This window comes from Streptomyces liliifuscus, from assembly GCF_016598615.1.
Lineage (GTDB): Bacteria > Actinomycetota > Actinomycetes > Streptomycetales > Streptomycetaceae > Streptomyces > Streptomyces liliifuscus.
On record NZ_CP066831.1, the window covers coordinates 6,845,300 to 6,868,749 of the forward strand.

General features: G+C 68.4%; 17 protein-coding genes and 1 tRNA gene. 5 read left to right on the plus strand and 13 right to left on the minus strand.

The features are described from left to right. Positions 1 to 118: 118 nt before the first annotated feature. The 4 genes from JEQ17_RS29595 to JEQ17_RS29610 all read right to left on the minus strand — a co-directional run bounded on the left by JEQ17_RS29595 (position 119) and on the right by JEQ17_RS29610 (position 2,993). A tRNA-His gene (locus tag JEQ17_RS29595) sits at positions 119 to 191 on the minus strand. 94 nt (positions 192 to 285) lie between these two features. Continuing rightward, positions 286 to 888 carry an oligoribonuclease gene (gene orn / locus JEQ17_RS29600; RefSeq protein WP_200397992.1) on the minus strand — a complete coding sequence of 201 codons (603 nt, stop codon included), beginning with the start codon at positions 886 to 888 and terminating at the stop codon, positions 286 to 288. A 150-nt stretch (positions 889 to 1,038) separates the two neighbouring features. Then, positions 1,039 to 2,268, minus strand: a complete 1,230-nt coding sequence (locus JEQ17_RS29605) for a helix-turn-helix domain-containing protein (RefSeq protein WP_200397993.1) — start codon at positions 2,266 to 2,268, stop codon at positions 1,039 to 1,041. Between the two features lie 377 nt (positions 2,269 to 2,645). Then, positions 2,646 to 2,993, minus strand: coding sequence for a hypothetical protein (locus tag JEQ17_RS29610; protein WP_407700093.1), 348 nt, complete (start codon positions 2,991 to 2,993; stop codon positions 2,646 to 2,648). Positions 2,994 to 3,475: 482 nt separating this feature from the next. Here JEQ17_RS29610 and JEQ17_RS29615 point away from each other — a divergent pair, with 482 nt between their 5' ends. Together JEQ17_RS29615 and JEQ17_RS29620 are read left to right on the plus strand one after the other, a co-directional pair. Then, a complete protein-coding gene (locus JEQ17_RS29615) occupies positions 3,476 to 4,000 on the plus strand; it encodes a universal stress protein (protein WP_055616056.1) in 525 nt (174 codons plus the stop codon). A 246-nt stretch (positions 4,001 to 4,246) separates the two neighbouring features. After that, entirely contained in the window at positions 4,247 to 4,816 is a 570-nt protein-coding gene (locus tag JEQ17_RS29620; protein WP_200397994.1) for an acetate uptake transporter, read from the plus strand. A 163-nt stretch (positions 4,817 to 4,979) separates the two neighbouring features. Here the strand turns inward: JEQ17_RS29620 and glmS are convergent, their stop codons facing one another. Next, positions 4,980 to 6,797, minus strand: a complete 1,818-nt coding sequence (gene glmS, locus JEQ17_RS29625) for a glutamine--fructose-6-phosphate transaminase (isomerizing) (RefSeq protein WP_200397995.1) — start codon at positions 6,795 to 6,797, stop codon at positions 4,980 to 4,982. A 76-nt stretch (positions 6,798 to 6,873) separates the two neighbouring features. After that, positions 6,874 to 7,131, minus strand: a complete 258-nt coding sequence (locus JEQ17_RS29630; protein WP_055616059.1) for a hypothetical protein — start codon at positions 7,129 to 7,131, stop codon at positions 6,874 to 6,876. A 163-nt stretch (positions 7,132 to 7,294) separates the two neighbouring features. Between JEQ17_RS29630 and JEQ17_RS29635 the strand changes: the two genes are divergently transcribed. Next, the gene (locus JEQ17_RS29635) at positions 7,295 to 8,869 is read left to right on the plus strand and encodes a purple acid phosphatase family protein (protein ID WP_200401790.1); all 1,575 of its coding nucleotides are present in this window, start codon (positions 7,295 to 7,297) and stop codon (positions 8,867 to 8,869) included. Positions 8,870 to 8,997: 128 nt separating this feature from the next. Here the strand turns inward: JEQ17_RS29635 and JEQ17_RS29640 are convergent, their stop codons facing one another. Further along, positions 8,998 to 9,876 carry a DUF4429 domain-containing protein gene (locus tag JEQ17_RS29640; RefSeq protein WP_200397996.1) on the minus strand — a complete coding sequence of 293 codons (879 nt, stop codon included), beginning with the start codon at positions 9,874 to 9,876 and terminating at the stop codon, positions 8,998 to 9,000. Positions 9,877 to 9,938: 62 nt separating this feature from the next. On the opposite strand from JEQ17_RS29640, the gene JEQ17_RS29645 reads away from it, so the two are divergent. After that, positions 9,939 to 11,534 carry a beta-N-acetylhexosaminidase gene (locus tag JEQ17_RS29645; protein ID WP_200397997.1) on the plus strand — a complete coding sequence of 532 codons (1,596 nt, stop codon included), beginning with the start codon at positions 9,939 to 9,941 and terminating at the stop codon, positions 11,532 to 11,534. A gap of 131 nt (positions 11,535 to 11,665) precedes the next feature. Here JEQ17_RS29645 and JEQ17_RS29650 read toward each other — a convergent pair whose 3' ends face one another. The 6 genes from JEQ17_RS29650 to JEQ17_RS29675 form a co-directional block, all read right to left on the minus strand. Beyond that, positions 11,666 to 13,480: an IucA/IucC family protein gene (locus tag JEQ17_RS29650; protein ID WP_200397998.1), complete on the minus strand. Its 1,815-nt coding sequence runs from the start codon at positions 13,478 to 13,480 to the stop codon at positions 11,666 to 11,668. Further along, entirely contained in the window at positions 13,477 to 14,052 is a 576-nt protein-coding gene (locus JEQ17_RS29655) for a GNAT family N-acetyltransferase (RefSeq protein WP_200397999.1), read from the minus strand. Before JEQ17_RS29655 ends, JEQ17_RS29650 begins: the two co-directional genes overlap by 4 nt. Continuing rightward, positions 14,049 to 15,335 carry a lysine N(6)-hydroxylase/L-ornithine N(5)-oxygenase family protein gene (locus JEQ17_RS29660; protein ID WP_200398000.1) on the minus strand — a complete coding sequence of 429 codons (1,287 nt, stop codon included), beginning with the start codon at positions 15,333 to 15,335 and terminating at the stop codon, positions 14,049 to 14,051. The genes JEQ17_RS29655 and JEQ17_RS29660 overlap by 4 nt, the downstream gene beginning before the upstream one ends. Further along, complete coding sequence (gene desA, locus JEQ17_RS29665) at positions 15,319 to 16,785, minus strand: lysine decarboxylase DesA (RefSeq protein ID WP_200398001.1); 1,467 nt, start codon at positions 16,783 to 16,785, stop codon at positions 15,319 to 15,321. Before desA ends, JEQ17_RS29660 begins: the two co-directional genes overlap by 17 nt. Positions 16,786 to 16,971: 186 nt before the next feature. Next, a complete protein-coding gene (locus JEQ17_RS29670; RefSeq protein WP_200398002.1) occupies positions 16,972 to 17,889 on the minus strand; it encodes a siderophore-interacting protein in 918 nt (305 codons plus the stop codon). A gap of 274 nt (positions 17,890 to 18,163) precedes the next feature. After that, positions 18,164 to 19,213 carry an ABC transporter substrate-binding protein gene (locus JEQ17_RS29675; protein ID WP_200398003.1) on the minus strand — a complete coding sequence of 350 codons (1,050 nt, stop codon included), beginning with the start codon at positions 19,211 to 19,213 and terminating at the stop codon, positions 18,164 to 18,166. A gap of 420 nt (positions 19,214 to 19,633) precedes the next feature. Here JEQ17_RS29675 and JEQ17_RS29680 point away from each other — a divergent pair, with 420 nt between their 5' ends. Then, complete coding sequence (locus JEQ17_RS29680; protein ID WP_200398004.1) at positions 19,634 to 23,353, plus strand: laminin G domain-containing protein; 3,720 nt, start codon at positions 19,634 to 19,636, stop codon at positions 23,351 to 23,353. Positions 23,354 to 23,450: the final 97 nt, after the last annotated feature.

Genomic DNA, 23,450 nt, shown 5'->3' on the forward strand with positions numbered 1-23,450 from the left:
GGAGGGGCAGTCCAGTACCACCGGGGAATCCGATCAGTCCGGTGGCCGGGTGGTGCCGGGTGGTGCGGGAAACGCCTGAGGCCGGTCCGCTTTCGCGGACCGGCCTCAGGGTCTTCAGGGTGAGTGACGGGACTTGAACCCGCGGCATCCTGGACCACAACCAGGTGCTCTACCAGCTGAGCTACACCCACCATGACCGGGTTGGTTCTCCGAGTGGTTCACCGACCGGCCGAGAAAAAGTGTACAGGGTCCGAAGGGGTGCTCGCGCCCGTGTTTCGGTGGGGGCTATCCCGCAGGTAGGACGTGCTTCGAGGCGATGCTGCGGGCCGTGTCCGAGTCGGGGCCGGGCTGCGGGACGAAGATCGCCTCGCGGTAGTAGCGGAGCTCCGCGATGGATTCGCGGATGTCGGCGAGCGCGCGGTGGTTGCCGTTCTTCTCCGGGCTGTTGAAGTACGCCCGGGGGTACCAGCGGCGGGCCAGCTCCTTGACGGAGGAGACGTCCACGATGCGGTAGTGGAGGTACTCCTCCAGGGTCGCCATGTCACGGAGGAGGAAGCCGCGGTCCGTGCCGACCGAGTTCCCGCACAGCGGGGCCTTGCCCGGTTCCTTGACGTGCTCACGGATATAGGTGAGGACCTGCTCCTCCGCGTCCGCCAGGGTCGTGCCACCGGCCAGCTCGGAGAGGAGGCCGGAGGACGTGTGCATCTGGCGCACCACGTCCGGCATCGTCTCCAGCGAGGCGTCCGGCGGGCGGATCACGATGTCCACCCCCTCGCCGAGTACGTTCAGCTCAGAGTCGGTCACCAGCGCGGCCACCTCGATGAGCGCGTCGTCCGACAGCGAGAGACCGGTCATCTCGCAGTCGATCCACACCATGCGATCGTTCATGGCCTCACCCTACGGCCCGCTCCCGCGCCCCGGCAGGCCCGGGACCTCGGCAGTCGGCACCGATGTCGGCACCGACGAGGGACAAAAACCGCGCCGGCCCCGGACCACAACGGTCCGGGGCCGGCGCGCAACGCTCCGAAACGGCCGCGGCTAGGGCGCGCTCCGCTGCCCGGGCAGGCTCGCCCGGCCTCCCGCGTACATCTCGGCGCCGGCCCGTCCCTCGGTGGAGAGGGACGACGTCGCCGGGCCGACCGCGTGCGCGGCCGCCGTGCGCCGGGTCTGCAGCGGCACGGGTGCCTCCTGCTGCACCGGTGGCGGTGGCAGCGCGCCGGAACCGTCCGAGTCCGACTGCTTCTCGCCCTGTGGACGACGGGCCCGGTAGGCGGCCCGGTACGCGGCGGGGGACGAGCCGAGCTGCCGGCGGAAATGGCCGCGCAGGGCCACCGGGGAGCGGAAGCCGCAACGGCCCGCCACCTCGTCCACCGAGTAGTCGGACGTCTCCAGGAGCCGCTGCGCCTGGAGCACCCGCTGCGTGATCAGCCACTGCAGGGGAGCGCTCCCGGTGAGCGAGCGGAACCGGCGGTCGAACGTACGCCTGCTCATGTACGCGCGTGCCGCCAGCGTCTCCACGTCGAACTGTTCGTGGAGGTGCTCCAGCGCCCAGGCGACGACCTCCGCGAGCGGGTCGGCGCCGATCTCCTCTGGTAAAGATCGATCGAGATAGCGCTCCTGACCGCCACTGCGGCGGGGCGGGACCACCAGACGGCGGGCCAGAGCTCCGGCCGCCTCGTTCCCGTGGTCCGTCCGCACTATGTGCAGACAGAGGTCGATCCCGGCCGCCGTGCCCGCCGACGTGAGTACGTCGCCGTCGTCCACGAACAGCTCGCGGGGATCGACGTGCACCGACGGATAGCGCTTGGCCAGCGTCGGTGCGTACATCCAGTGTGTTGTCGCGGGACGGCCGTCCAGCAGTCCGGCCGCCGCGAGTACGAAGGCGCCGGTGCACAGCCCGACTATGCGGGCACCCTCCTCATGGGCCCGGCGCAGTGCGTCGAGCGCCTCCTCCGGTGGTGGTGAGGTGATCGACCGCCAGGCCGGCACGACGACCGTGCCTGCCCGGGAGATCGCCTCCAGCCCATTGGGCGCGGTGAGTTCCAGGCCTCCTGTGGTCCGCAGTGGGCCTTCCTCGCCGGCGCACACCAGTAGTCGGTAGCGCGGCACGCCGGCGTCCTGGCGGTCAATCCCGAACACCGATAGAGGTATGGAACTCTCGAAGATGGGGCCGCCGCTGAACAGCAGCACCGCGACGATCTCCTTGCGGCGTCGCCCGGAAAGTTTCCGGGCCGCGGCTTCCGGCGCGGCAGTGGAGTCGTGGCTCATACTGCTAAGCCCCCCTCGGTGGTCGCGGCTCCTCGGTTGTGTCGCTCCTGCACGTTTCCCCTCGGTCCTGCACGAGTCCCCCGCCGTAAGACGTCAAGATCGAATCTACTGTGTCCCGTGGTGCCGAGGTGGCCAGTTCAGCACTCGGCAGATTGTCGACATGGCAACTTGGCGTGAAGCATTCGATCACGAAGCGTTGCACTCGTGGGCCGTACAGGGAAGTGCGCCTGGCCCGCGTGGCCGGTCCCAGTAGGGTGCGGGCACCCTACTGGACCCTTTCAGTGCAGGTCGAACGGGGGTTGGGGGCCTGGTCGGCCAAGGGGTGCGCGGTGTCCAGAAGTTGGCTGAAAAGCAACGGGCTCGTGCGCGGAAACCGGTCAGTCAACCGGCGTATTTCCACCGGCATGCCGACCGCTCCGGTGCGCTCCCGCGCCGACCCTGCCGCGGGGCACATGATGCGCCGCCGGCTCCTCCGTGCGCAGCCGTGCCGCGCCCCGCTCGGACCGGCGCAGCAGCACCCGGCACGCCCCCGTCACCGCGGCCAGGCCGAGGGCCGTGCCGGCGGCGCCCGCCAGGGAGGTCCCGTACCCGACGAGGACGACCGGAACCAGGACGCAGCTGAAGGCCGCCCAGCGGACCACGTCGCTCGCCGTGTCCTGGGGGGTGGTGGAGCGGGCGGGTGTCCTGGAGGGGGGCTGGGGCGCGGTCGAGGGTTGTCCGGACACGGTGGGGCTCCCTGGGGCGGTGGCTTACGGGGGTTCAACGCGTGTTCGAGCCGCCGGTCACGGGGAGTTTCCCGGGGGTGCCCCGGGAAACTCTGGATGCGGTGTCGGGGTTTGTGCGTTGCCCGCGGGTGGGTGGGGGCTGGTCGCGGAGTTCCCCGCGCCCCTTATGGGGCGCCGCCGTTCCCGCGTGCCTGAAGGGGCCTGAAGAAGCGGGTCCGGTCGCCCTGGTGCCGTCAATACCCGCCCGGGGGCCTCCCGCCTGGGTGAACGCTGTGCAAACCGCCTGTACGGGGCAGCAACCATTGCGTTACGGGCGTGCTCTCGTGCATGCTCCGGGGAACCCTCCCGCGGCGAGAGCGGGATCTGGGCAGAGGAGGCGTGCCGCCGTACCCTTGGGGGTATGGGGTTGGGAAGATGATTCCCGGACACAGCTCCGTAGCACCTGTCGTCCCACCCACGAGGATCCGAACGCCGAGACACTCATGGCCGGTCACGAATTCGAACCCGCGGACCGCAAGCGCCCCGTCGCCGATCCCACGGCGGCCGAGCCCTTGGCGGCGGAAGAACCACGTCAGTCCTGCGATCCCGCCTTCAAGCACGGCGTCGTCGTCGGCTTCGACGGATCGACATCGAGCGAGCGCGCCCTCGCGTACGCGATCGGGATGGCCTGCCGCTCCGGCTCGGGCCTGATCATCGTCCACGTCGCCAACCGGCTGCCCACCACGGTGTGGGCGGGCTGCGAGCCCCCGGTCTTCGTCGACGTCCCCGATCACCGCACCGAGGTGCTCGGGCTGGAGCTCGCCTGTGCGGAGTATCTGGCCGAGGTCCCCTGGATCCTCGTCGAGCGCGGCGGGGACATCTGCCACGAACTCGAAGAGGTGGGGCGGGAGTACGAGGCGGACGCGATCGTCGTCGGATCGACCCACGGCATCGTCGGACGCATCTTCGGCTCCGTCGCAGGCCGGCTCGCGAAGCGTGCGCAGCGCCCGGTGGTCGTCATTCCCTGAACGGCCCCCGGCCGTCCCCGAATTGACCCCTGACCGTTCCTTGGTCGCTCTCTGACCGCCGCCTGATCGAACACCTTCGGTGTTGTCGTTTCGCAACTCGGCGTTGTCCCAGGTGAGATGAGCCGTGGGAAAGGTCAACTTCCTTTACGTGCTGGGTAAATCTACTCGCGCGTAGATGTGTTTGTGCGCTTGTGAAGGGCATATACCGGTCACCGCACAACAGCACATGCACGAAGGGAGCCCGCCGTGGACAACGACGTCTCTGCGGGAAGCACCACCTGGACCCTCGGTCACCTCGCACTCGGACTCACGCTGCTCGCTTTCGGCCTCGGTCACACCGAAGTGCTCGACGGCGTCACGGCAGCCGACTCCGTCTCTCTCGCCACCTATGTCGGTGGCATCGCGCTCTTCGTCGCCGGTCTCATGGCCTTCCGCGACCGCGACACGTTCACGGGTACGGCCTTCGCCGGGCTCGGGGCTTTCTGGTTCACCTGGGGCGTCGGCGCCGACACACAGGTCTCCGACAACGCGGCGGGGCTGTTCCTGCTGCTCTTCGCGCTCGTCGCGCTGAGCCTGACGCTCGGGGCGTCCGCCGCGGCGCCGCTCACCAGGGGCGCGTACGGGTTGCTCTTCGTGGCGATGGTGTTGCTCGCCGTCGCGCGGTTCGGTGACTCCGCGGCGCTTGCCAAGGTGGGCGGGTGGTTCGCGGTGGTCGGCGGGCTGGCCGCCTGGTATGCCGCGACTGCGGCGCTGGCTCACTGGCCCACGGCCATGCCGCGCCGTGCTGCCGGCCGGGGCGTGACGGCAACCGGCTAACTGGCAGCCTGCCGGGGTTTTGGGCGGCCCCGGCGATGAGAACGGACCCCCCGTGTTTTGGTGGCAGCACGTGGGGGTCCGTTCTGTGTTCTCGGCCTCTGCGGGAGCGTGGGGGTTGCTCGCGCAGTTCCCCGCGCCCCTTGCGGGGCGCCCCCGCCGAGGGCTATTCCACAGTTACCGACTTGGCCAGGTTCCTCGGCTTGTCGATGTCCCTGCCCAGGGCCAAGGCCGTGTGGTAGGCGAGGAGTTGGAGGGGGATGCCCATCAGGATGGGGTCGAGTTCGTCCTCGTTCTTGGGGACGACGATGGTCTGGTCGGCCTTCTCCTGGCACTCGTGGGCCACGGCGAGGATCCTGCCGCTGCGGGCCTTGATCTCCTCCAGGGCCGCGCGGTTCTTCTCCAGGAGGTCGTCGTTCGGGACGATCGCCACGGTCGGCAGCGCGGGCTCGATCAGCGCGAGCGGGCCGTGCTTCAACTCCGAGGCGGGGTAGGCCTCGGCGTGGATGTACGAGACCTCCTTGAGCTTCAGGGAGGCCTCACGCGCCACCGGGTAGCCGCGGACCCGGCCGATGAAGAGCATCGAGCGCGCCTCGGCGTACTGCTCGGCGAGCTTCTTGATCTCGTCCTCCTGGTCGAGGATCTCCGTGATCTGGCCGGGCAGCTTGCGCAGGCCCTCGATGATCCGCTTGCCGTCCGAGACCGACAGGTCACGGGTGCGGCCCAGATGCAGCGCGAGCAGCGCGAAGGCGACCGTGGTGTTGGTGAAGCACTTGGTGGAGACGACACAGACCTCGGGGCCCGCGTGCACGTACATGCCGCCGTCGGCCTCGCGGGCGATGGCCGAACCGACCACGTTCACGATGCCCAGGACCCGCGCGCCCTTTCGCTTCAGCTCCTGCACGGCCGCCAGGACGTCGTACGTCTCACCGGACTGCGACACCGCCACGTACAGCGTGTCGGGGTCGACGACCGCGTTGCGGTAGCGGAACTCCGAGGCGGGCTCGGCGTCCGCGGGGATACGGGCCAGCTCCTCTATCATCTGGGCGCCGATCATGCCCGCGTGGTACGAGGTGCCGCAGCCGAGGATCTTCACGCGGCGGATCTGGCGCGCCTCGCGGGCGTCCAGGTTCAGGCCGCCCAGGTGCACGGTCGAGAACCGGTCGTCGATCCGGCCGCGCAGCACGCGGTCCACGGCGTCGGCCTGCTCGTGGATCTCCTTGTGCATGTACGTGTCGTGGCCGCCCATGTCGTACGAGGCGGCCTCCCACTCGACTGTGGTCGGCTCGGCCGTGGTGCGCGTGCCCTCGGTCGTGTACGTACGGAAGTCGTCGGCCTTCAGTGTCGCCATCTCGCCGTCGTCAAGCGTGACGATCTGGCGGGTGTGCGTGACGAGCGCGGCGATGTCCGAGGCGACGAACATCTCCTTCTCGCCGATGCCGAGGACGACCGGGGAGCCGTTGCGGGCCACCACGATGCGGTCCGGGAAGTCGGCGTGCATCACGGCGATGCCGTACGTGCCCTCGACGACCCGGAGGGTCTCGCGGACCTTGTCCTCCAGCTTCTCGGCCTGGGAGCGGGCGATCAGATGGGTGAGGACCTCGGTGTCGGTCTCGGAGAGGAACTCGACGCCGTCGGCCTCCAGCTTCTTCCGCAGGTCGGAGGCGTTGTCGATGATGCCGTTGTGGACGACGGCGACCTTGTTGTCGGCCGACATGTGCGGGTGCGCGTTCACGTCGGAGGGGGCGCCGTGGGTGGCCCAGCGGGTGTGGGCGATGCCCGTGGTGCCGGCGAAGCGCTTGGGGACGCGGGCCTCCAGGTCACGGACGCGGCCCTTGGCCTTGACCATCTTGAGGCCGGCCGTCTTCGGAGACGTCACGACGATGCCCGCCGAGTCGTAGCCGCGGTACTCGAGGCGCTGCAGGCCTTCGAGGAGGAGCGGTGCCACATCACGCCTGCCGATGTATCCCACGATTCCGCACATACGGTTTCTCTGTCCCCTCAGTCGTTCAGTCGTTCGGTCGTTCAGATCGGCTCTGTCGCTCTGGTTCGTCCGGCGGTCAGCCGTAGACGATGCGGCGCAGCTGTCTGAGCGTGAGCTCGGGCGGTGCGACCGCGCGGTACTTCAGGTCCGCCGCGATCCGTTCGAAGATCGTCGAGTTCACCAGTCCCTGAGCCTGGAGCTCGCGATGGCGGCGACGGACGTAGTCGTCGGTCGCCTCGTCGAAGTAGGCGAGGACGTCCTGGATCACCCGCAGTGCCTCGCCCCGGCTGAGGGGCGAGGAGCGCGTCAGATGATCAACAAGTTCGTCGTGCACCCGTCGATCCTGAGGTAAAGCGCTGGCAATCGCAAGAATCCTGCCCGATTTCGGGCAAGAGGCTGTTGAAACTCTTATGGGGGGCTGTTCGGGGCCTGTTCATCCTGTGGCCCGCGGTGCGATGGTTGCCAGGAGCACCTTTTCGGCCATGGACACTCCACGCATGGGCGTACCGGAGCAGCTCGCCGCGCGCATGAGCATGGCCGAGCAGCACGAATACCTTCGCGCCAGATTCTCGCGGCGCACGATGATCAGGGGCGGCGCCGTCACACTGGGCGCCGTCGCGGGCGGGGCCTTCGTGCCCGGCGCCGTCGCACAGGCCGCGACGAAGACCTCCGTACCGACGCGGGCCGCCGCGCGCACCGAGAGTGTCGACGGCGCGCTCGTCGCCCCCTTCGGCCGCCACCTCGCCTGGGGCAGCGACCCCCGTACGGAGATCACCGTCTCCTGGCAGGTCCCGGTCGCGGTGAAGAAACCATTCGTCCGCATCGGCGCCCACCCCTGGGACCTCTCCCACAAGATCGACGCCGAGGTCCGCACGCTCTTCACGCCGGCCGGCGTCGGCGCGAGCGGCAACCACACCCAGTACTACGTGCACGCCGAGCTCACCCACCTGCGGCCCGGCCGGACGTACTACTACGGAGTCGGCCACGCGGGCTTCGACCCGGCCGAGGCACATCTGCTCGGCACGCTCGGCACCTTCACCACCGCCCCCGCGCACAAGGAGCCGTTCACCTTCACGGCCTTCGGCGACGAGGGCGTCAGCTACCACGGCCTCGCCAACAACAGCCTGCTGCTCGGCCAGAACCCGGCCTTCCACCTGCACGCCGGGGACATCGCGTACGCCGACCCGGCCGGTGCGGGCCAGAGCGCCGACGCCGGGTTCGACTCGCGCGTCTGGGACCAGTTCCTCGCGCAGACCGAGTCGGTCGCCAAGTCCGTCCCGTGGATGCCGGCCTACGGCAACCACGACATGGAGGCCTGGTACTCGCCCAACGGCTACGGCGGCGAGGACGCCCGCTGGAACCTTCCGGACAACGGCCCCGACAAGAAGAACCTGCCGGGCGTCTACTCCTTCGTCTACGGCAACACGGCGGTCATCTCGCTCGACGCCAACGACATCTCCTTCGAGATCCCGGCCAACCTGGGGATCTCCGGCGGTACGCAGACCAAGTGGCTGGAGGCGCAGCTGAAGAAGTACCGCGCCTCCAAGGACGTCGACTTCGTCGTCGTCTTCTTCCACCACTGCGCCTACTGCACCTCCACCGCGCACGCCTCGGAGGGGGGTGTGCGCCAGGAGTGGGTGCCGCTGTTCGAGAAGTACACGGTGGATCTCGTCATCAACGGCCACAACCACCAGTACGAGCGCACGGACGTCATCAAGGCGGGCAAGGTCGCCAAGAAGCTTCCGATCGGCGGTACGGCGTATCCCGAGACGGACGGTGTGGTGTACGTGACGGCGGGGGCGGCCGGGCGCAGCCTGTACGCGTTCACCGCGCCGCTGTCGTACGAGGGGCATGAGAACGAGGTCGAGTCCGTCGCCTCCTTCGTCAATACGAAGGGTGGCAAGGTCAACGAGACCGTTGCGTGGTCTCGGGTGCGGTATCTCGACTACTCGTTCCTGCGTGTCGATGTGACGCCGGCGTCGAAGGGGCGTACTGCCACGTTGAAGGTGCGGGGGATCGCCGAGACCGGCGAGGAGGTTGACCACTTCACTGTGGCGCGGCGGGTTCGGTGACCTGTTTGTGGGGCGGCGGGTGTGATTGCGGGTGCGGGTCCGGTGGGGGCTTGTCGCGCAGTTCCCCGCGCCCCTAAAGGAAGGCGCCCGCGAACCCCTCGGGGGCGCGGGCGCCTTCCTTTGCAGGGCTACATGCCCCTCAGTACCGCCTGTTTGGCCAGGGTGAATTCCTCGTCCGTGAGGATGCCGGACTTGTGTAGGTCGCCGAGTTCTCGGAGGCGGCGCAGGAGGGCGTCGTGGTCGGCCTCCGGGGGTGGGTCCGGGGCGGCGGTGAGTTGGCTGGGTGGGGTGTCCGTGGTGGACGGGGCCGACGGGTGGGGGAGGCGGGCCTGTACCGCCGCCGCGACCAGGGCCATCAGGGGATCCTTCTTGAAGCCCCACAGGTCCACGGAGTTGGGGTCGTACTTCGGCGGGGCCTTCGTGGGCGCGCCCCGGACGGTGAAGCGCAGGAAGCCGTTCTCCAGGCCGACCGCGGGATGCCACTCCACGGACTGGATGTCGGCCAGGGCGAGCGTGCGGGCGCCGGCGGCCGACTTGGCCTCCTCCGTCTTCCAGTTCCACTCCAGGCGGATGTTCTCCCCGTCGAAGCTCGCGGTGCCGTCGCCCGCGGAGACCGACAGGGGCACCGCGGGCCCCGGCAGCAGATAGCGGTCGACGGCGGTGGTGGGCACCTCGTCCAGGAGCAGCGCGTTGCGGATCTCGTCCACGAAGTACTCGGCGACGCCGTAGCGGTCCGAGTCGACGGTCATCTGGTAGGGGTCGGAGGAGTCCGTGAGTCTGCCGCCGGTCGCGTGCAGCAGCGGGTCGGCGCCGTCGCGCAGCCGGAGCCTGAGCCGCCCGGTCTTCTTGCCCTGCTCGAACGAGATCCCCGCCAACGCGCCCAGTGGGACCGCGAGTTCGCCCAACGTCTTGCGCAGCAGGCCCACGTTCTTGTCACGGCCGGGCACGAGCCGCAGGGCGTCGCCGTCGAAGGTCCACGTGCCGTCCCGTTGGATGATTTCCGCCATGAGGGGGATTGTTTCACCGGCAGTGCGGGAGAGTGGTCTATACCCATTCGAAGGGAGCGCATGTGAGACAGCACAGAACGCCCCGACTCCTCGGTACGCTGCTGCTCGTGGTGGCTGCAGGTATCTCCGTCGCCGGCGCGGCACCGTCCGCCGCCGGCCGAACCGCTACCCCGCTCGGCCAGGTGATCCCGGCCCCCGCCTCTGTCGACGCGGGCGGATCCCCGTACCGGATCACCAGCAGTACGCGCATTCGTGTGGACGACTCGCGGGAGGGCCGCCGCATCGGCTCGTATCTCGCGGACGTCCTGCGGCCCTCCACCGGCTATCGGCTGCCGGTCACCGACGACGGCGGCCGCGATGGCATTCGGCTCCAGCTCAGCCGCAAGGACTCCGCGCTCGGTGCGGAGGGCTACCGGCTGCAGAGCGGCAAGGGCGCCGTCACCATCACGGCCCGGGAGCCCGCCGGGCTCTTCCACGGCGTGCAGACCCTGCGCCAGCTCCTGCCGGCCGCGGTCGAGAAGGACTCCGTACAGCCCGGACCCTGGGCGGTCGCCGGCGGCACCATCACCGACACGCCCCGCTACGGCTACCGCGGCGCGATGCTCGACGTCTCCCGGCACTTCTTCGGCGTTGACCAAGTCAAGCGCTACATCGACCAGTTGGCGCTCTACAAGGTCAACACGCTGCACCTCCACCTCAGCGACGACCAGGGCTGGCGGATCGCGATCGACTCCTGGCCGCGGCTCGCCTCGTACGGCGGGTCCACACAGGTCGGCGGCGGAGCGGGTGGCTTCTACACGAAGGCCCAGTACAAGGAGATCGTCCGGTACGCCTCTTCGCGCTTCCTCGAGGTCGTGCCCGAGATCGACATGCCCGGCCACACCAACGCGGCGCTCGCCTCGTACGCGGAGCTGAACTGCGACGGGGTCGCGCCGCCGCTCTACACCGGCACCGAGGTCGGCTTCAGTTCGCTGTGCGTGGGCAAGCCGGTGACGTACGACTTCGTGGACGACGTGATCCGTGAGCTGGCCGCGATCACGCCCGGCAGGTACATCCACATCGGCGGCGACGAGGCGCACTCGACGCCCCACGAGGACTTCGTGGAGTTCATGACCAAGGTCCAGCCGGTCGTCGCCAAGTACGGGAAGAAGGTCATGGGCTGGCACCAGCTGACCGGGGCGAGCCCCGCGAAGGGCGCGCTGGCCCAGTACTGGGGTCTGGACGACACGAACGCCGCCGAGAAGGAGCAGGTCGCGGCGGCCGCGCGGAACGGGACCGGGCTGGTCCTGTCGCCCGCCGACCGGGTGTACCTCGACATGAAGTACAACGCCGACACCCCGCTCGGCCTGGACTGGGCCGGACTGGTGGAGGTCAAGCGGTCGTACGACTGGGATCCCGGCAACTACCTCGCGGGCGTGCCCGGTTCGGCGGTCCGGGGTGTCGAGGCACCGCTGTGGACGGAGACCCTCTCGACCTCGGCGAACCTCGACTACATGGCGTTCCCGCGGCTGCCCGGGGTGGCCGAGCTCGGCTGGTCGCCCGCGGCCACGCACGACTGGGACACGTACAAGGTGCGGCTCGCGGCACAGGCGCCGCGGTGGGACGCGATGGGGACCGGCTACTACCGGTCGTCGCAAGTCCCCTGGCCCGCAGAGTAGTTGAACCCGGCAGGTTGAGGCCCGACGGGCTGATGCCGGACAGGTGAACACGGCGGCGGGCGCCCCCTGGGACCGTTCTGGGGGACGCCCGCCTGCTTGTGGGAGCTGTAAGTCGGTGAGCGGGTCCGTGCTTACAGCCCGGCGATGGGGTTCTTCAGGTTCCCGACGAGCTGGAGGGCTCCGGCGGGGTCGGCGAGATCCACCATCTGTTCGTTGTCGCGCAGTTGGAGACGGTTGAGGCAGGACAGCGAGAACTCGGGCGCGAACATGTCGTACTGCTTGAACTTGTCCGCGAGTTCGGGTGTGGCCGCCTGGTAGTCGCGTACGCAGTCGGCGACCGTCTGCCAGAAGTCGTCCTCCTCCAGGACGCCCTCGCTCGCCAGGTTCGCGGCGAGGAAGCGGAAGAAGCAGTCGAAGACGTCCGTGAAGATCGACAGGAGTTTTTTGTCCTCGGGCACGTCGACGCGCAGCCGCTCGACCGTCGGCGGCAGCACCGCGTCCGGGTCCATGACGGCGATCTCCTCGGCGATGTCCTTGTAGATCGCCCGCTCCACGACACCGTCCTTGAGTACGAGGATGACGTTCTCGCCGTGCGGCATGAACACCAGGTCGTACGCGTAGAAGCTGTGCAGCAGCGGGGTGAAGTAGGCCCGCAGATAGCGGCGCAGCCACTCCACCGGCGTCAGCCCCGAGCGCTCGATCAGCGTGGCCGCGATCGACGCGCCCTCGTGGTCGACATGCACGAGCGAGGCCATGGTGGCGAGCGACTCGCCGTCCCGGAGCGAGGGGACCGGGCTCTCGCGCCACAGGGCGGCGAGCATCTTCCGGTACGGGGAGTAGCGGTCGGTGGCGGCCTCGTACTCCAGGTGCCGGTAGCCGACGGCCGCCCGCTCGCGGATGATCGACAGACCGGTCGACCTCAGCACCGGGTCGTTGTCGATGAGCCCGGCCAGCCAGTCGTTGATGGCCGGGGTGGCTTCCATGTACGCGGCGGACAGGCCGCGCATGAAGCCCATGTTGATGACCGACAGAGCGGTCTTCACATAGTGCTTCTCGGGCGCGCTCCTGTTGAAGAACGTCCGGATCGACTGCTGGGCCAGGTACTCGTCGTCGCCCTCGCCCAGGCACACCAGGCGTTTCTGGGCGACCTCGGCGGCGAAGGTGACGGTGAGCTTGTTCCACCACTGCCAGGGGTGGACCGGGATGAACAGGAAGTCCGCCGGGTCCAACTCCTGGGCGCGCAGGGTGTCGTTGAACCGCGCGACCGTCTCCTCGCCCAGCTCGTCGCGCAGGAAGGACTCGTACTCGATGCCCACGCCCGCGGTGAAGGCGGCGCGCGAGCGGTGCGCGGCCAGCCAGACCAGCCGTACGGGGCTGGCCGTCTCCGGCGCGTACGAGAGGTACTCGTGGACCCCGAAGCCCAGTCGCCCGTTGTTGGCGACGAAGCAGGGGTGGCCCTCGGTCATGCCCGTCTCGATCTCCTGGAAGCCGCTTTTCGCGAGCTCGGCGGAGGTGAGCTGGGGCTTGGTGAGCTTGTAGCAGGTGCCGGCGAGGGTGGAGGAGATCTCCTCCAGGTAGACCGGGAGAACCTCGTCGCTCAGACCGAGCGCGCCCTTCAGCTCGATGAAGAAGTCCAGGGCGTGCAGGGGGAGTTCGCCGCCGTTCCGGTGGCGGGTGATCGACTCGGCGTCGACCTGCCAGTGGTCCAGGGCGCGGCGGGTGGCGGTGAACCGGTAGCGGGTCAGGCCGTCGTCACTGCGGATGGCGTACTCGGCGGGCTTGCCTTCGTTGCCCGCGTTGCCGCCCTCGCCGCCTCCGCCTTCGGTCGGCTCCGGGGTGATCAGCCGTTCGTGGGCGAACTCGGCGAGGGCCTTGCGGATGAGGAGGCGGTTGGCCCGCGCCCAGCGGTGGGGGGACAGATGTGCCACGGCGTCGGACAGGGTCACAGGGAAACTCCTCGGGTGGCCAGGCTGCGCTTCTTCAAGAAGTGCTCGCGCGTGCAGAAGGACAGCAGCGCGCGCTTCTCCGGCTTGTCGATCTCGCGCGCCGGGACGAAGCCGACGGCCTCGTTCAGCGCGTGCACTGCCTTGTTGGTGACGTCCGGCTCGACGACGACCCGCCGGGTGCGCGGGTCGGCGAACAGCTCGTCCATCACCGCGGTGATGACGGCCCTGGTGAAGCCGTGCACGGGCCGGTCGGTGGGGGCGACCAGGAAGTGCATGCCGACATCACCGGGCTCGGGCTCGTACAGCCCGACCAGTTCGATGTACCGGGGGTCGTACTTCTCCATCAGGAACGCGGGCCGGCCGTCGTGGAACCCGAGATACGCGTGATGGTGCTCGTTGGCCGTGATGGCCATGTACTCCCGCTCCACGTCCTGGAGTTTCGCCTCCTGCATCATCCAGAAGGCGGCCTTGGGATGCGTCACCCAGGAGTGCAGCAGCTCGGCGTCCTTGAGGGGGTCGAGGGGGCGCAGGCTCAGGGTGCCGACGGTGTCGCCGGTTCCGGCGGCGCTCATACGGCGAACTCCTGGAACGCGATGGACTTCTCCACCGGGTAGTACTCGGTGCCGAGCAGTTCCCGGATGATGTAGGCGTTGCGGTAGGCGCCCATGCCGAGGTCCGGTGAGGTGATCGAGTGGGTGTGGACGCCGGCGTTCTGCAGGAAGATGCCGCGGCCGGTGGTGTCGATGGCGTAGTTGCGGGCCACGTCGTACTGGCCTTGCTCGTCGTAGACGATGCGGTCGCGGACGGGCCTCAGGAACTCGGGCTCCACGTACTTGTAGCCGGTCGCGAGAACCAGGCCCTCGGAGTGCAGCTCGTAGTCCTTGCCCTGCTCCTCCTGGCGCAGGCCCAGGGTGTACGCGCCGTTCTCGTAACTCGCCGTGGAGAGGGCGGAGTTGGTGAGCAGACGGGTGGGGACCGGGCCGCCGAGGTTCTTCTGGTAGAGCAGGTCGAAGATCGAGTCGATCAGCTCGCCGTCGATGCCCTTGAACAGGCCCTTCTGCTCCGTCTGGAGGCGGTAGCGGGTCTGCTCGGGCAGCGCGTGGAAGTAGTCGATGTACTCCGGGGAGGTCATCTCCAGCGTCAGCTTGGTGTATTCGAGCGGGAAGAAGCGCGGGGAGCGGGTGACCCAGTTGAGCCGGTAGCCGTGGACGTCGATCTCGCTCAGCAGGTCGTAGTAGATCTCGGCCGCGGACTGCCCGCTGCCGACCAGCGTGATCGACTTCTTGGCCTGCAGCTCCCGCTTGTGCTGCCGGTAGCGGGAGTTGTGGATGAAGTCCCCGCCGAGCTCCGCGCAGGCCTCCGGGACGTACGGGGGAGTGCCGGTGCCCAGGACGAGGTGCCGGGCACGGAACACGTCACCGGCGGTCGTGCGGACGGCGTACACGTCGTCCGCGTACGTCACCTCCGCGACCGTCGTGCTGAAACGGACGCCGGTCAGTTTCGAGGCGGCCCACCGGCAGTAGTCGTCGTACTCGACGCGCAGCGGATAGAAGTTCTCGCGGATGTAGAACGAGTACAGACGGCCCGATTCCTTGAGGTAGTTGAGGAAGGAGTACGGGGACGTCGGGTCGGCCAGGGTGACCAGGTCCGACATGAACGGGGTCTGGAGGTGTGCGCCCTCCAGGAACATCCCGGAGTGCCACTCGAAGTCCGGCTTGGACTCCAGGAAGACACCGTCGAGTTCGTCGATCGGCTCGGTGAGGCAGGCGAGGCCGAGGTTGAAGGGGCCGAGCCCGATGCCGATGAAGTCGTGCGTCCGCACGGCGGATTCAGCGGGTTCAGGAAGCGCGGTCAAGGGACTCTCCCAGGTACTGCTCGGCGTGGCCGGCGATCAGGTCGAGCACGGCGGAGATGTCGTCCGTCGTGGTCTCGGGGTTGAGCAGGGTGAACTTGAGGAAGTGGCGGCCGCCGACCTTCGTACCCGCGACCACCGCGTCGCCGGAGGCGAACAGAGCCTTGCGGGCGTACAGGTTGGCGCGGTCGATCTCGGCCGGGTCGGTGACGGCCGCCGGGATGTAGCGGAAGACGAGGGTGGACAGCGACGGCTCGACCACGACGTCGTAGCGCGGGTCGGCCGCGAGCAGCTTCCAGCCCTGCCCGGCCAGGTCGCAGACCTCGTCGAAGAGCTGGCCGATGCCGTCGGCGCCCATCACACGCAGTGTCATCCACAGCTTGAGGGCGTCGAAGCGGCGCGTGGTCTGCAGGGACTTGTCGACCTGGTTGGGGATGCGCTCCTGCACCATGCGGCGCGGGTTGAGGTACTCCGCGTGGTAGGTCGCGTGGCCCAGGGTGGCCGCGTCGCGGACCAGCAGGGCGGAGGAACTCACCGGCTGGAAGAAGGACTTGTGGTAGTCCACGGTCACCGAGTCGGCGCGCTCGATGCCGTCGATGCGGTGCCGGTTCTTCAGGGACGCGAGCAGTCCGCAGCCGTACGCGGCGTCGACGTGCATCCAGGCACCGAACTGCTCGCACAGCTCGGCGATCTCGGGCAGCGGGTCGATGGAACCGAAGTCGGTGGTGCCCGCGGTCGCGACGACGGCCATCGGGACCAGGCCGTCGCGCTTGCAGCGCTCCAGCTCGCGGGCGAGCGCGACCGTCTGCATGCGCTTGTCGTTGCCCACGGGGATCGAGACCACGGAGTCCTGGCTGAGGCCCAGGAGTTTTGCCGACTTCTTGACGCTGAAGTGGCTCACCTCGGAGGCGAAGATCCGCAGTTTGGCGTGCGAGGCAGACGCTTCCGACCCTCCCTGCCCCGGCTTGGCCTCCTCGCGGGCCAGCAGCAGCGCCTGGAGGTTGGACTGCGAGCCGCCGGAGGTGAACACGCCGTCGGCGGCGGGCCCGAACCCGATGCGCTCGTTGGTCCAGTCGACGAGCTTGCGCTCGATGAGGGTGCCGCCGGCCGACTGGTCCCAGGTGTCGAGGGAGGAGTTGACGGCGGAGAGGACCGCCTCGCCGAGCACGGCGGGTATGACCACCGGGCAGTTGAGGTGCGCGAGGTAGCGGGGGTGGTGGAAGTAGATCGCGTCCCGGAGGTAGACGTCCTCCAGCTCGTCGAGCACCGCGGTCGTGTCGTGCAGCGGCTTGTCGAGGTCGATCTGCTCGATCCGGGGCGAGAGGGCGTCGACCGTGACGCCTGTGAACGGACGGTCGGTGGTGGCGAGTTTGGCCGCCACCCGCTCTATTCCTTCGGTCACGGAGCGGCGGTACCGCTCCGCGGTCGTGTCATTGAGCAGGTGCGAGCGCATGGGGGAGTCCTCCGGGGGGACAGGAGAGAAACGGGCGCGTGAGAGAAGTGGGGGGCGGCGCTGAACTTAGGTAAGCCTAACCTAACTTCCCGTGGGTGTCCGCCCCACCCGTCACGCTGTGAGCTATGCCTCTCTGCCGTCACTTCGCCCGCTGCTTCCGCGTCGCTTCGCCCGACGCTTCTCCCGTCACTCGCCTCGCTCGCGCAGCTGCTCCTCGCTCAGTCCGCGCCGCCAGTAGCCGACGAAGGTGACCCGCCTGCGGTCGATCTCGCGCTCCCGCACGAGGTGGCGCCGCAGGGCCTTCACGCACCCGGACTCGCCCGCGATCCAGGCGTACGGGGCCTGGGCTGAGGGGAGTTGGGCGGTGCGGATGGCTTCCAGGGCGAGGGGGGATGCCTCGGCGTGTGTCTCGCTGGAGGGCTCGTCCTGCGCGTTGTCCGGTATGGCGTCGTGCGTCTCGTCGCGTACGAGCCAGGTGATCTCCACGTCCGCGGATGTGGTGGGCTCGACGCGGTCGCCGGCGTGCGGGACCTCCAGCCAGACGCGGGCCTTCGTCCCGGCGGGCAGGGTCTCCAGGATGGCCGAGGCGGCGGGCAGGGCCGTCTCGTCGGCCCAGATGAGGATCAGGTCTGCGTCGGCGGGCGGGCGGAACCGGATCGCCGTGTTGTCGGCGACGGACGGGCCGAGCAGGACGGCCCGGTCGCCGGCCTCGGCGTCCGCGGCCCAGCGGGAGGCCGGGCCCGCGGGAGTTGCGGCGCCCGGTTCCGTGCCGTGCAGCACGAAGTCGATGTCGATCTCTGTGGTGGCGCCGGTCGCGTCCTGGCGCAGGGCGCGCAGCGTGTACGAGCGCATGACCGCGCGGACGTCTTCGGGGGTGTCGATCCAGGCCTGGCGCCAGCCGTCGCCGTACTCCATCGGCATGACGGGGGTCTGCTGGCCGGGGCGGGGGAGGAAGAGCGAGAGGCTCTGGTCCTGGCCGTTCGAGGCGAAGGCGTGGATGTCCGGGCCGGTGAAGGTGACGCGGACGAGGGACGGGCTGAGCCGCCTCGTCCGTGTGACCTGAAGGGTGAAGAAACGGAACGGGGCGGCTACTGCCGTCGGCATGGCTTTTGCTCCTGAGTTTGCGTCAGGGGGCGGGTTCGCTCCGCTGGGTGGGGCGGGGCGTTGCGTGCGGGGTGGTGGGGGCTGGTCGCGCAGTTCCTCGCGCCCCTGAAAGATTGCGCAGTTCCCCGCGCCCCTGAGGGGGTGGTGGCCGGGTCGCACAGTGCGGGTCGGCTTGGGTTGCTCGCGCAGTTCCCCGCGCCCCTGAAAGACTGCGCCGTTCCCCGGGCCCCTGAAGGGCGCCCAAGTGCCGGCGCGCCTTCAAAGGGGGGGCGGGTCAGGCGACCTTCTTGGCCTTTTCTATTGCTTCGGCGAGGGTGTTGAGCATGGGGGTGCACTTGTCGTAGGAGAGGATCGGCTCCGGGGTGCGGGGGATGACCTGGTCGGCCTTGACCGCGGGGAGCTTCTTCCAGGTGGCCTCGGTGATGTCGGCGGGCTGGATGGTCGCGGTGCGGTCGTCCATCATGATGATGTCCGCCGGGTACTTGTCGACGTTCTCCCAGCTCAGGTTCTCGTACCAACCGCCGCTGGCCTTCAGGGCCTTGGCGGAGGGCTCGACGAGGTTCACGCCGAGGGCCTTGAAGTACTCCAGGTCGATGGAGAGGTTCGAGCCGGAGACGTAGAAGATGTCCTGGCTCGCGGAGCCGATGAGGACCTTGATCTCCGGGCGGGCCTTGGCGGCCTTGCGCAGCCGCTCGGCGGCCGTCTCGAAGTTCTTCTTCGCCTCGACGGTCTTGGCGGCCTTCACGTCGGCGCCCAGCGATTCGGCGAGCGCGAGCATGCGCTCCAGCGGCTTGGGCAGCTGACGGTCGTAGACGGAGATGCCGACGCTCGGGGCGAGCTTGAGGATCTTGTCCTCGGACTCCTCGGGGACGTACCAGAGGGTGCCGGCGTCGTCGAACATCGTGGAGATCAGCACGTCGGGGGCGAGCCCCGCGTACTTCTCGATGTTGAACTCGCCCCACGTGTTGCCGAGGACCGTCACCTTGCTGACGTCCATGTCGCCGGCCTGGACATCGGCCTTGCCGTCCTTGGTCTTCGTCGGACCGAAGACACCCTTGACCTCGATGCCGTAGTCGTGGAGGGCGGCGGCGACACCGGTGAAGGCGACGATGTTGGCCGGGATCCTGTCCAGCTTCACCGTCGTGCCGCGGTCGTCCTCGAAGCTCCACGGGCCTGACGCGGCGGCGCTTTTCGTCGCGTCCGCCGAGCCACCGCTCTTCGAGTCTTCGTCACCGCAGGCGGCGAGCGCGGCACCGAGGCCGAGGGCGCCACCGGCGGCGAGGATGCCGCGGCGGGTGAGGTGAGTGGCACGGGCGTTGGACATGGCGTGGCTGCTTTCGAACAGGGCGGATGACCCACCGGACAGTGCGGAAGGTAGGTTAGCCTAACCTCACCACTTGTCCAGGGGGTGGCCCTCACCTGCTGGAACGCCCGGAGCGGTCCATGGTGGCACCTGTGAGCAGCCTGTGCACCCCGAGCCTGGGGGAGGCCGCGGGTGTGATCTTTTCGGCCAATGAGGCCCAACTCCCTTGTCACTCATGCCCCGTTGACCTCGGGTTTTGCCCTTGACATGTGCGCACCACGGATATGTAGGGTGCCTCAACTGTGAACATCCCGTGACTCCCTGTTGGGGATTTCATGGGGTCGGGGGAGGCACGGGGTGGGCTTGTCTGTGTGTAAGCGCGGCAGCGGTAGGGCGTTTGTGACAGCGCTTTCGGTGGCGGTCGTCGGGGGTGTGCTGCCGATGACCGGCTATGGCGGTGCAGCCCATGCCGAGGTGCCGTCGACGCAACGGAGTGCCGCGGCGGGGGGCATTCCGCAGGCAGCCCGATCCTCGGCGGCACTGGCTGCCGAGACCGGGGAGCCCGTGGAGGTGCTCCACGAGCGCACCGAGTACTCGCAGGTGTTCGCCCAGCCGGATGGCAGCTTCAAACTCACTCAGTCGACCACTCCGCGGCGAGTCAAGGGTGCCGACGGGGCATGGCAGCCCGTCGACGTCACGCTGGAGAAGCGCGCCGACGGCCGTATCGCGCCGAAGGGCGCGGTGGTGGACCTGTCCTTCGCCGACGGGGGTGCGGGTTCGGACATGATCCGCATCGGGGACCGCAAGGGGCGTGCGCTCACCCTGGGCTGGGATCGTGAACTGCCGGAACCGGTTCTGGACGGGGATACGGCCACGTACCGCGAGGTGCTTCCCGGCGTCGACCTGCTGCTGACGGCGACGCCAGAGTCGTATCGCGAGGTTCTGGTGGTCAAGACACCGCAGGCGGCTACGAGTCCGGCGTTGGACAAGGTGGTTCTCGGCGTCGACAGCGAGGGGCTGGAGGTCCGGCCCAACACCAATGGTGGGTTGGTGGCCGAGAACGAGGACGGGGTGGAGGTCTTCACCGGACCACCGGGGCGGATGTGGGACTCCGCCGGTGAGGCCGCCGAGGGTTCTGGCCCTCAGACCATGATGGGCGAGGGTGCTGCCGCAGCCGAGGGTGAGGAGAGAGATCCGGCTGTCGGCCCCGGAAACGGTGCAGCTTCCGCGGTGATGCCTGTGCAGGTCGAAGGCGACAGCATCGCCGTCGTGCCGGACGCCGAGATGTTGGAAAGGGCCGGCACTGTCTACCCGGTCTATATCGATCCGGCGGTTGGGCTCGGGCACACGTACCGCGCGGTTCTGTCCTCCGACGGTGACAGTTTCTGGATGTTCAAGGGGGCCGGCTACGGCATTGGCCGATGCGGTTCCAACTCCCAGGGTGCGTGCACCACCGGTGCCTGGTACACGAACCGGATGTACTTCCAGTTCAACTCCGCGAGTGCGTTGCGCGGCAAGTACGTGATCGATTCGACGTTCCGGGCGTACGAGACGTGGTCGTTCGACTGCACCCCGGCCTGGGTGGACCTGGAACGCACCGACGGAATCTCTTCGGGCAGCAAGTGGCCGGGCCCCGGCGGACCCAAGTCGGACAACAGCTGGGACCAGCTGGGAGACAAGTACGTTGCGGCGGGACGTGGCACCGCTTGTGCGCCGGAGCAGCCGAACTCGTGGATCGAGTTCAACGACAATCCGGCCGAGGCGGATGAGAATCTGAACTCCACGGTACGGAACTTCGCCGACGGCAAGATCGACAACCTGACGCTCATGCTCAAGGCGAAGGACGAATCGGACGTCACCGCCTGGAAGCGCTTCGACGACAACGCCGAACTCGAGGTGGAGTTCGCCTACCAGCCCGGGGTGCCCACGCGGTACGGGGTATGGCCGGGCAACATGGGCGGCGACCCGGATGACGTGCAGTGCTCCACCTCTTCCTCCAACCCCGTCGTCGTCACCCGGGCTGAGCCGTATGTGCAGGCGGCTGTGCAGACCAAGGTCGAGCACAGCAAGGGGGACTCGGAAGGCCTGCTCCAGGCCGAGTGGGTGATGGAGCGACGGCAGGCCGACGGCACCTGGGTGAGCAGTTGGAGCGACTACAAACCCGACTCCGGTTGGGACCCCGACGGCACCGTGGAGACAGCGAAGGTCTCTGCGCGGGTGGACAAGACGGTGTACCGGGTCAAGGCACGTACTCAGTCGCATTGGACCTACCAGAGCAAGTCCGGAGACCTGTTCTCGTCCTACACCCCGTGGTGCTACTTCAAGGTCGATGCCGATCGGCCCCAAGCCCCCGTCGTGAGCGCCGTGCAGGGCGGCATCTATTCGCTGTGCGTCACGGAGGACTGTGGGGCCCAGGGCGGTCCCGGCACCCGGGGCAAGCTGCACTTCGCTCAGAACTCAGCGGACACCGATGTCGTGAAGTACGAGTGGCGGCTGCCGGGCATGACCAAGCCCAAGTTCATCACCGGTGCCAGTGTGGACGAGGAGATCACGCCTCTTGTGGCCGGCCGTCAGACCTTGCAGATCCGCGGATGGGACGCCGGAGGCTACGGTGAGTGGGCGTACGTCAAGATCAAGGTCGCAGCCGCGCAAGGCGCGCTCGGCCGATGGCACTTCGACGACTCCCCGGCGGGCTCAGCCGAAAAACTGGCCAAGGACAGCGCGGTTGAAGGCGCGGTCCGCCACAACGCGACGATGTTCACCGAGGGCACAGGCTTCTCCTCGCTCGCACGCCGTGGAGACGCGGACCAGTCGCTTTGGTTGGACAGCACCGACCCGGCCAAACAGCAGGGATATGCGGCCACTTCGACACCTGTTCTCAACACGAGTGACTCCTTCACCGTGTCGACGTGGGCGTATCTGACCGATGCATCGGCCAACAGGGTGGTCCTGGCTCAGCCGGGCAGCGCGTCGAACGCCTTCACGCTGTACTACTCGACCTCCTACAAAGCGTGGGTGTTCAACCGCACCGACCAGGACAAGGCCGCCCCGGTCTTCATTCGCTCCATTGCCGATCAGCAGAATCCTCAACTGAAGGTATGGACGCACCTGGCGGGTGTCTTCAAGACCGAGGGCGACGACGGGATCCCGGACACCGATCCGACGAACGACACGATTCAGTTGTTCGTCAATGGTCGGCCCCAGGGGCAGCCGGTGAACCTGGCCAGCGCGGCCTCCACCTACCAGCCCTGGTCGGCCTCCGGCACTCTGCAGTGGGCGCGCTCGGTCAAGGCGGGTACGGGGCAGGAATTCTTCCGAGGCCGACTCGACGAGACGGCTGTTTGGCAGCGGCCCCTCACTGAGGCGGAAATACGTCTGGAAGGCCTGCTCAGCGAGAACGAGGCCGCCGCAACGGAGTTGATGGCGGAGTGGGATGCCTCCACATCAACAGGCACCGCCCTGGCGGAGAAAACGGGCTACCCGTTCCCGGCGATGACACTTGCCGGAAGCGCCAAACTCGAAGAGAGTCCGCAGCTGCTGACACTGGACGGTGCCAACAGCTACGCCACCACCACCGGACCAGCGGTCGACGAGACCGGTTCCTTCACTGTCAGCGCGCTGACCCGGGCAGATTCCGCCAAGCTGATCGGCAAAGCCGACGGCTACACCATGACCGTCGCCAAGCAGAAGATCGGCAACGAGGCGTCGTGGGCCCTGAAGCTGGTCAAACTGGCCGACGACATCGACGGCGACGGCAAACCTGAATGCCTCTGGCGTTTCGAGCGCGCCAAGGTCGACGCCACGGGGAAGAAGACCGCAACCACGCACGTGTCGGCCACCGCGGTGGCGATCCTGGACGAACTCGTGCATGTCACCGGGGTGTACAACGCGGCCGAGGCATTCGAGGACGGCGACGCCACCCGGTTCGGCAAACTGCACCTCTTCGTCGGCGCCGACGAACAGGTGGATGAAGCGACCGAGCCGAACTTCGCCGAGCCGCAGCAGGGCACCGGCGAGCTCGCCATCGGCCGCGGCCACAGCAACGGCGCACCCGGTGAGTACCTGCCCGGTGCGGTGGAGGGCTTGCGCATCTGGACCGGAGCCATGGAGAGCCGTCAGATCGCCGAGCGAGTCCTCGGCGAGGCGACGCCCACCGGCTAACCGACCACGAGGGCGGCAGCCGGATCCGGCACGGACACCGCTCACTCAGGCACAGGCAACCGAACAGATCCCTGCACATGGATCCAGGTGGGTCACA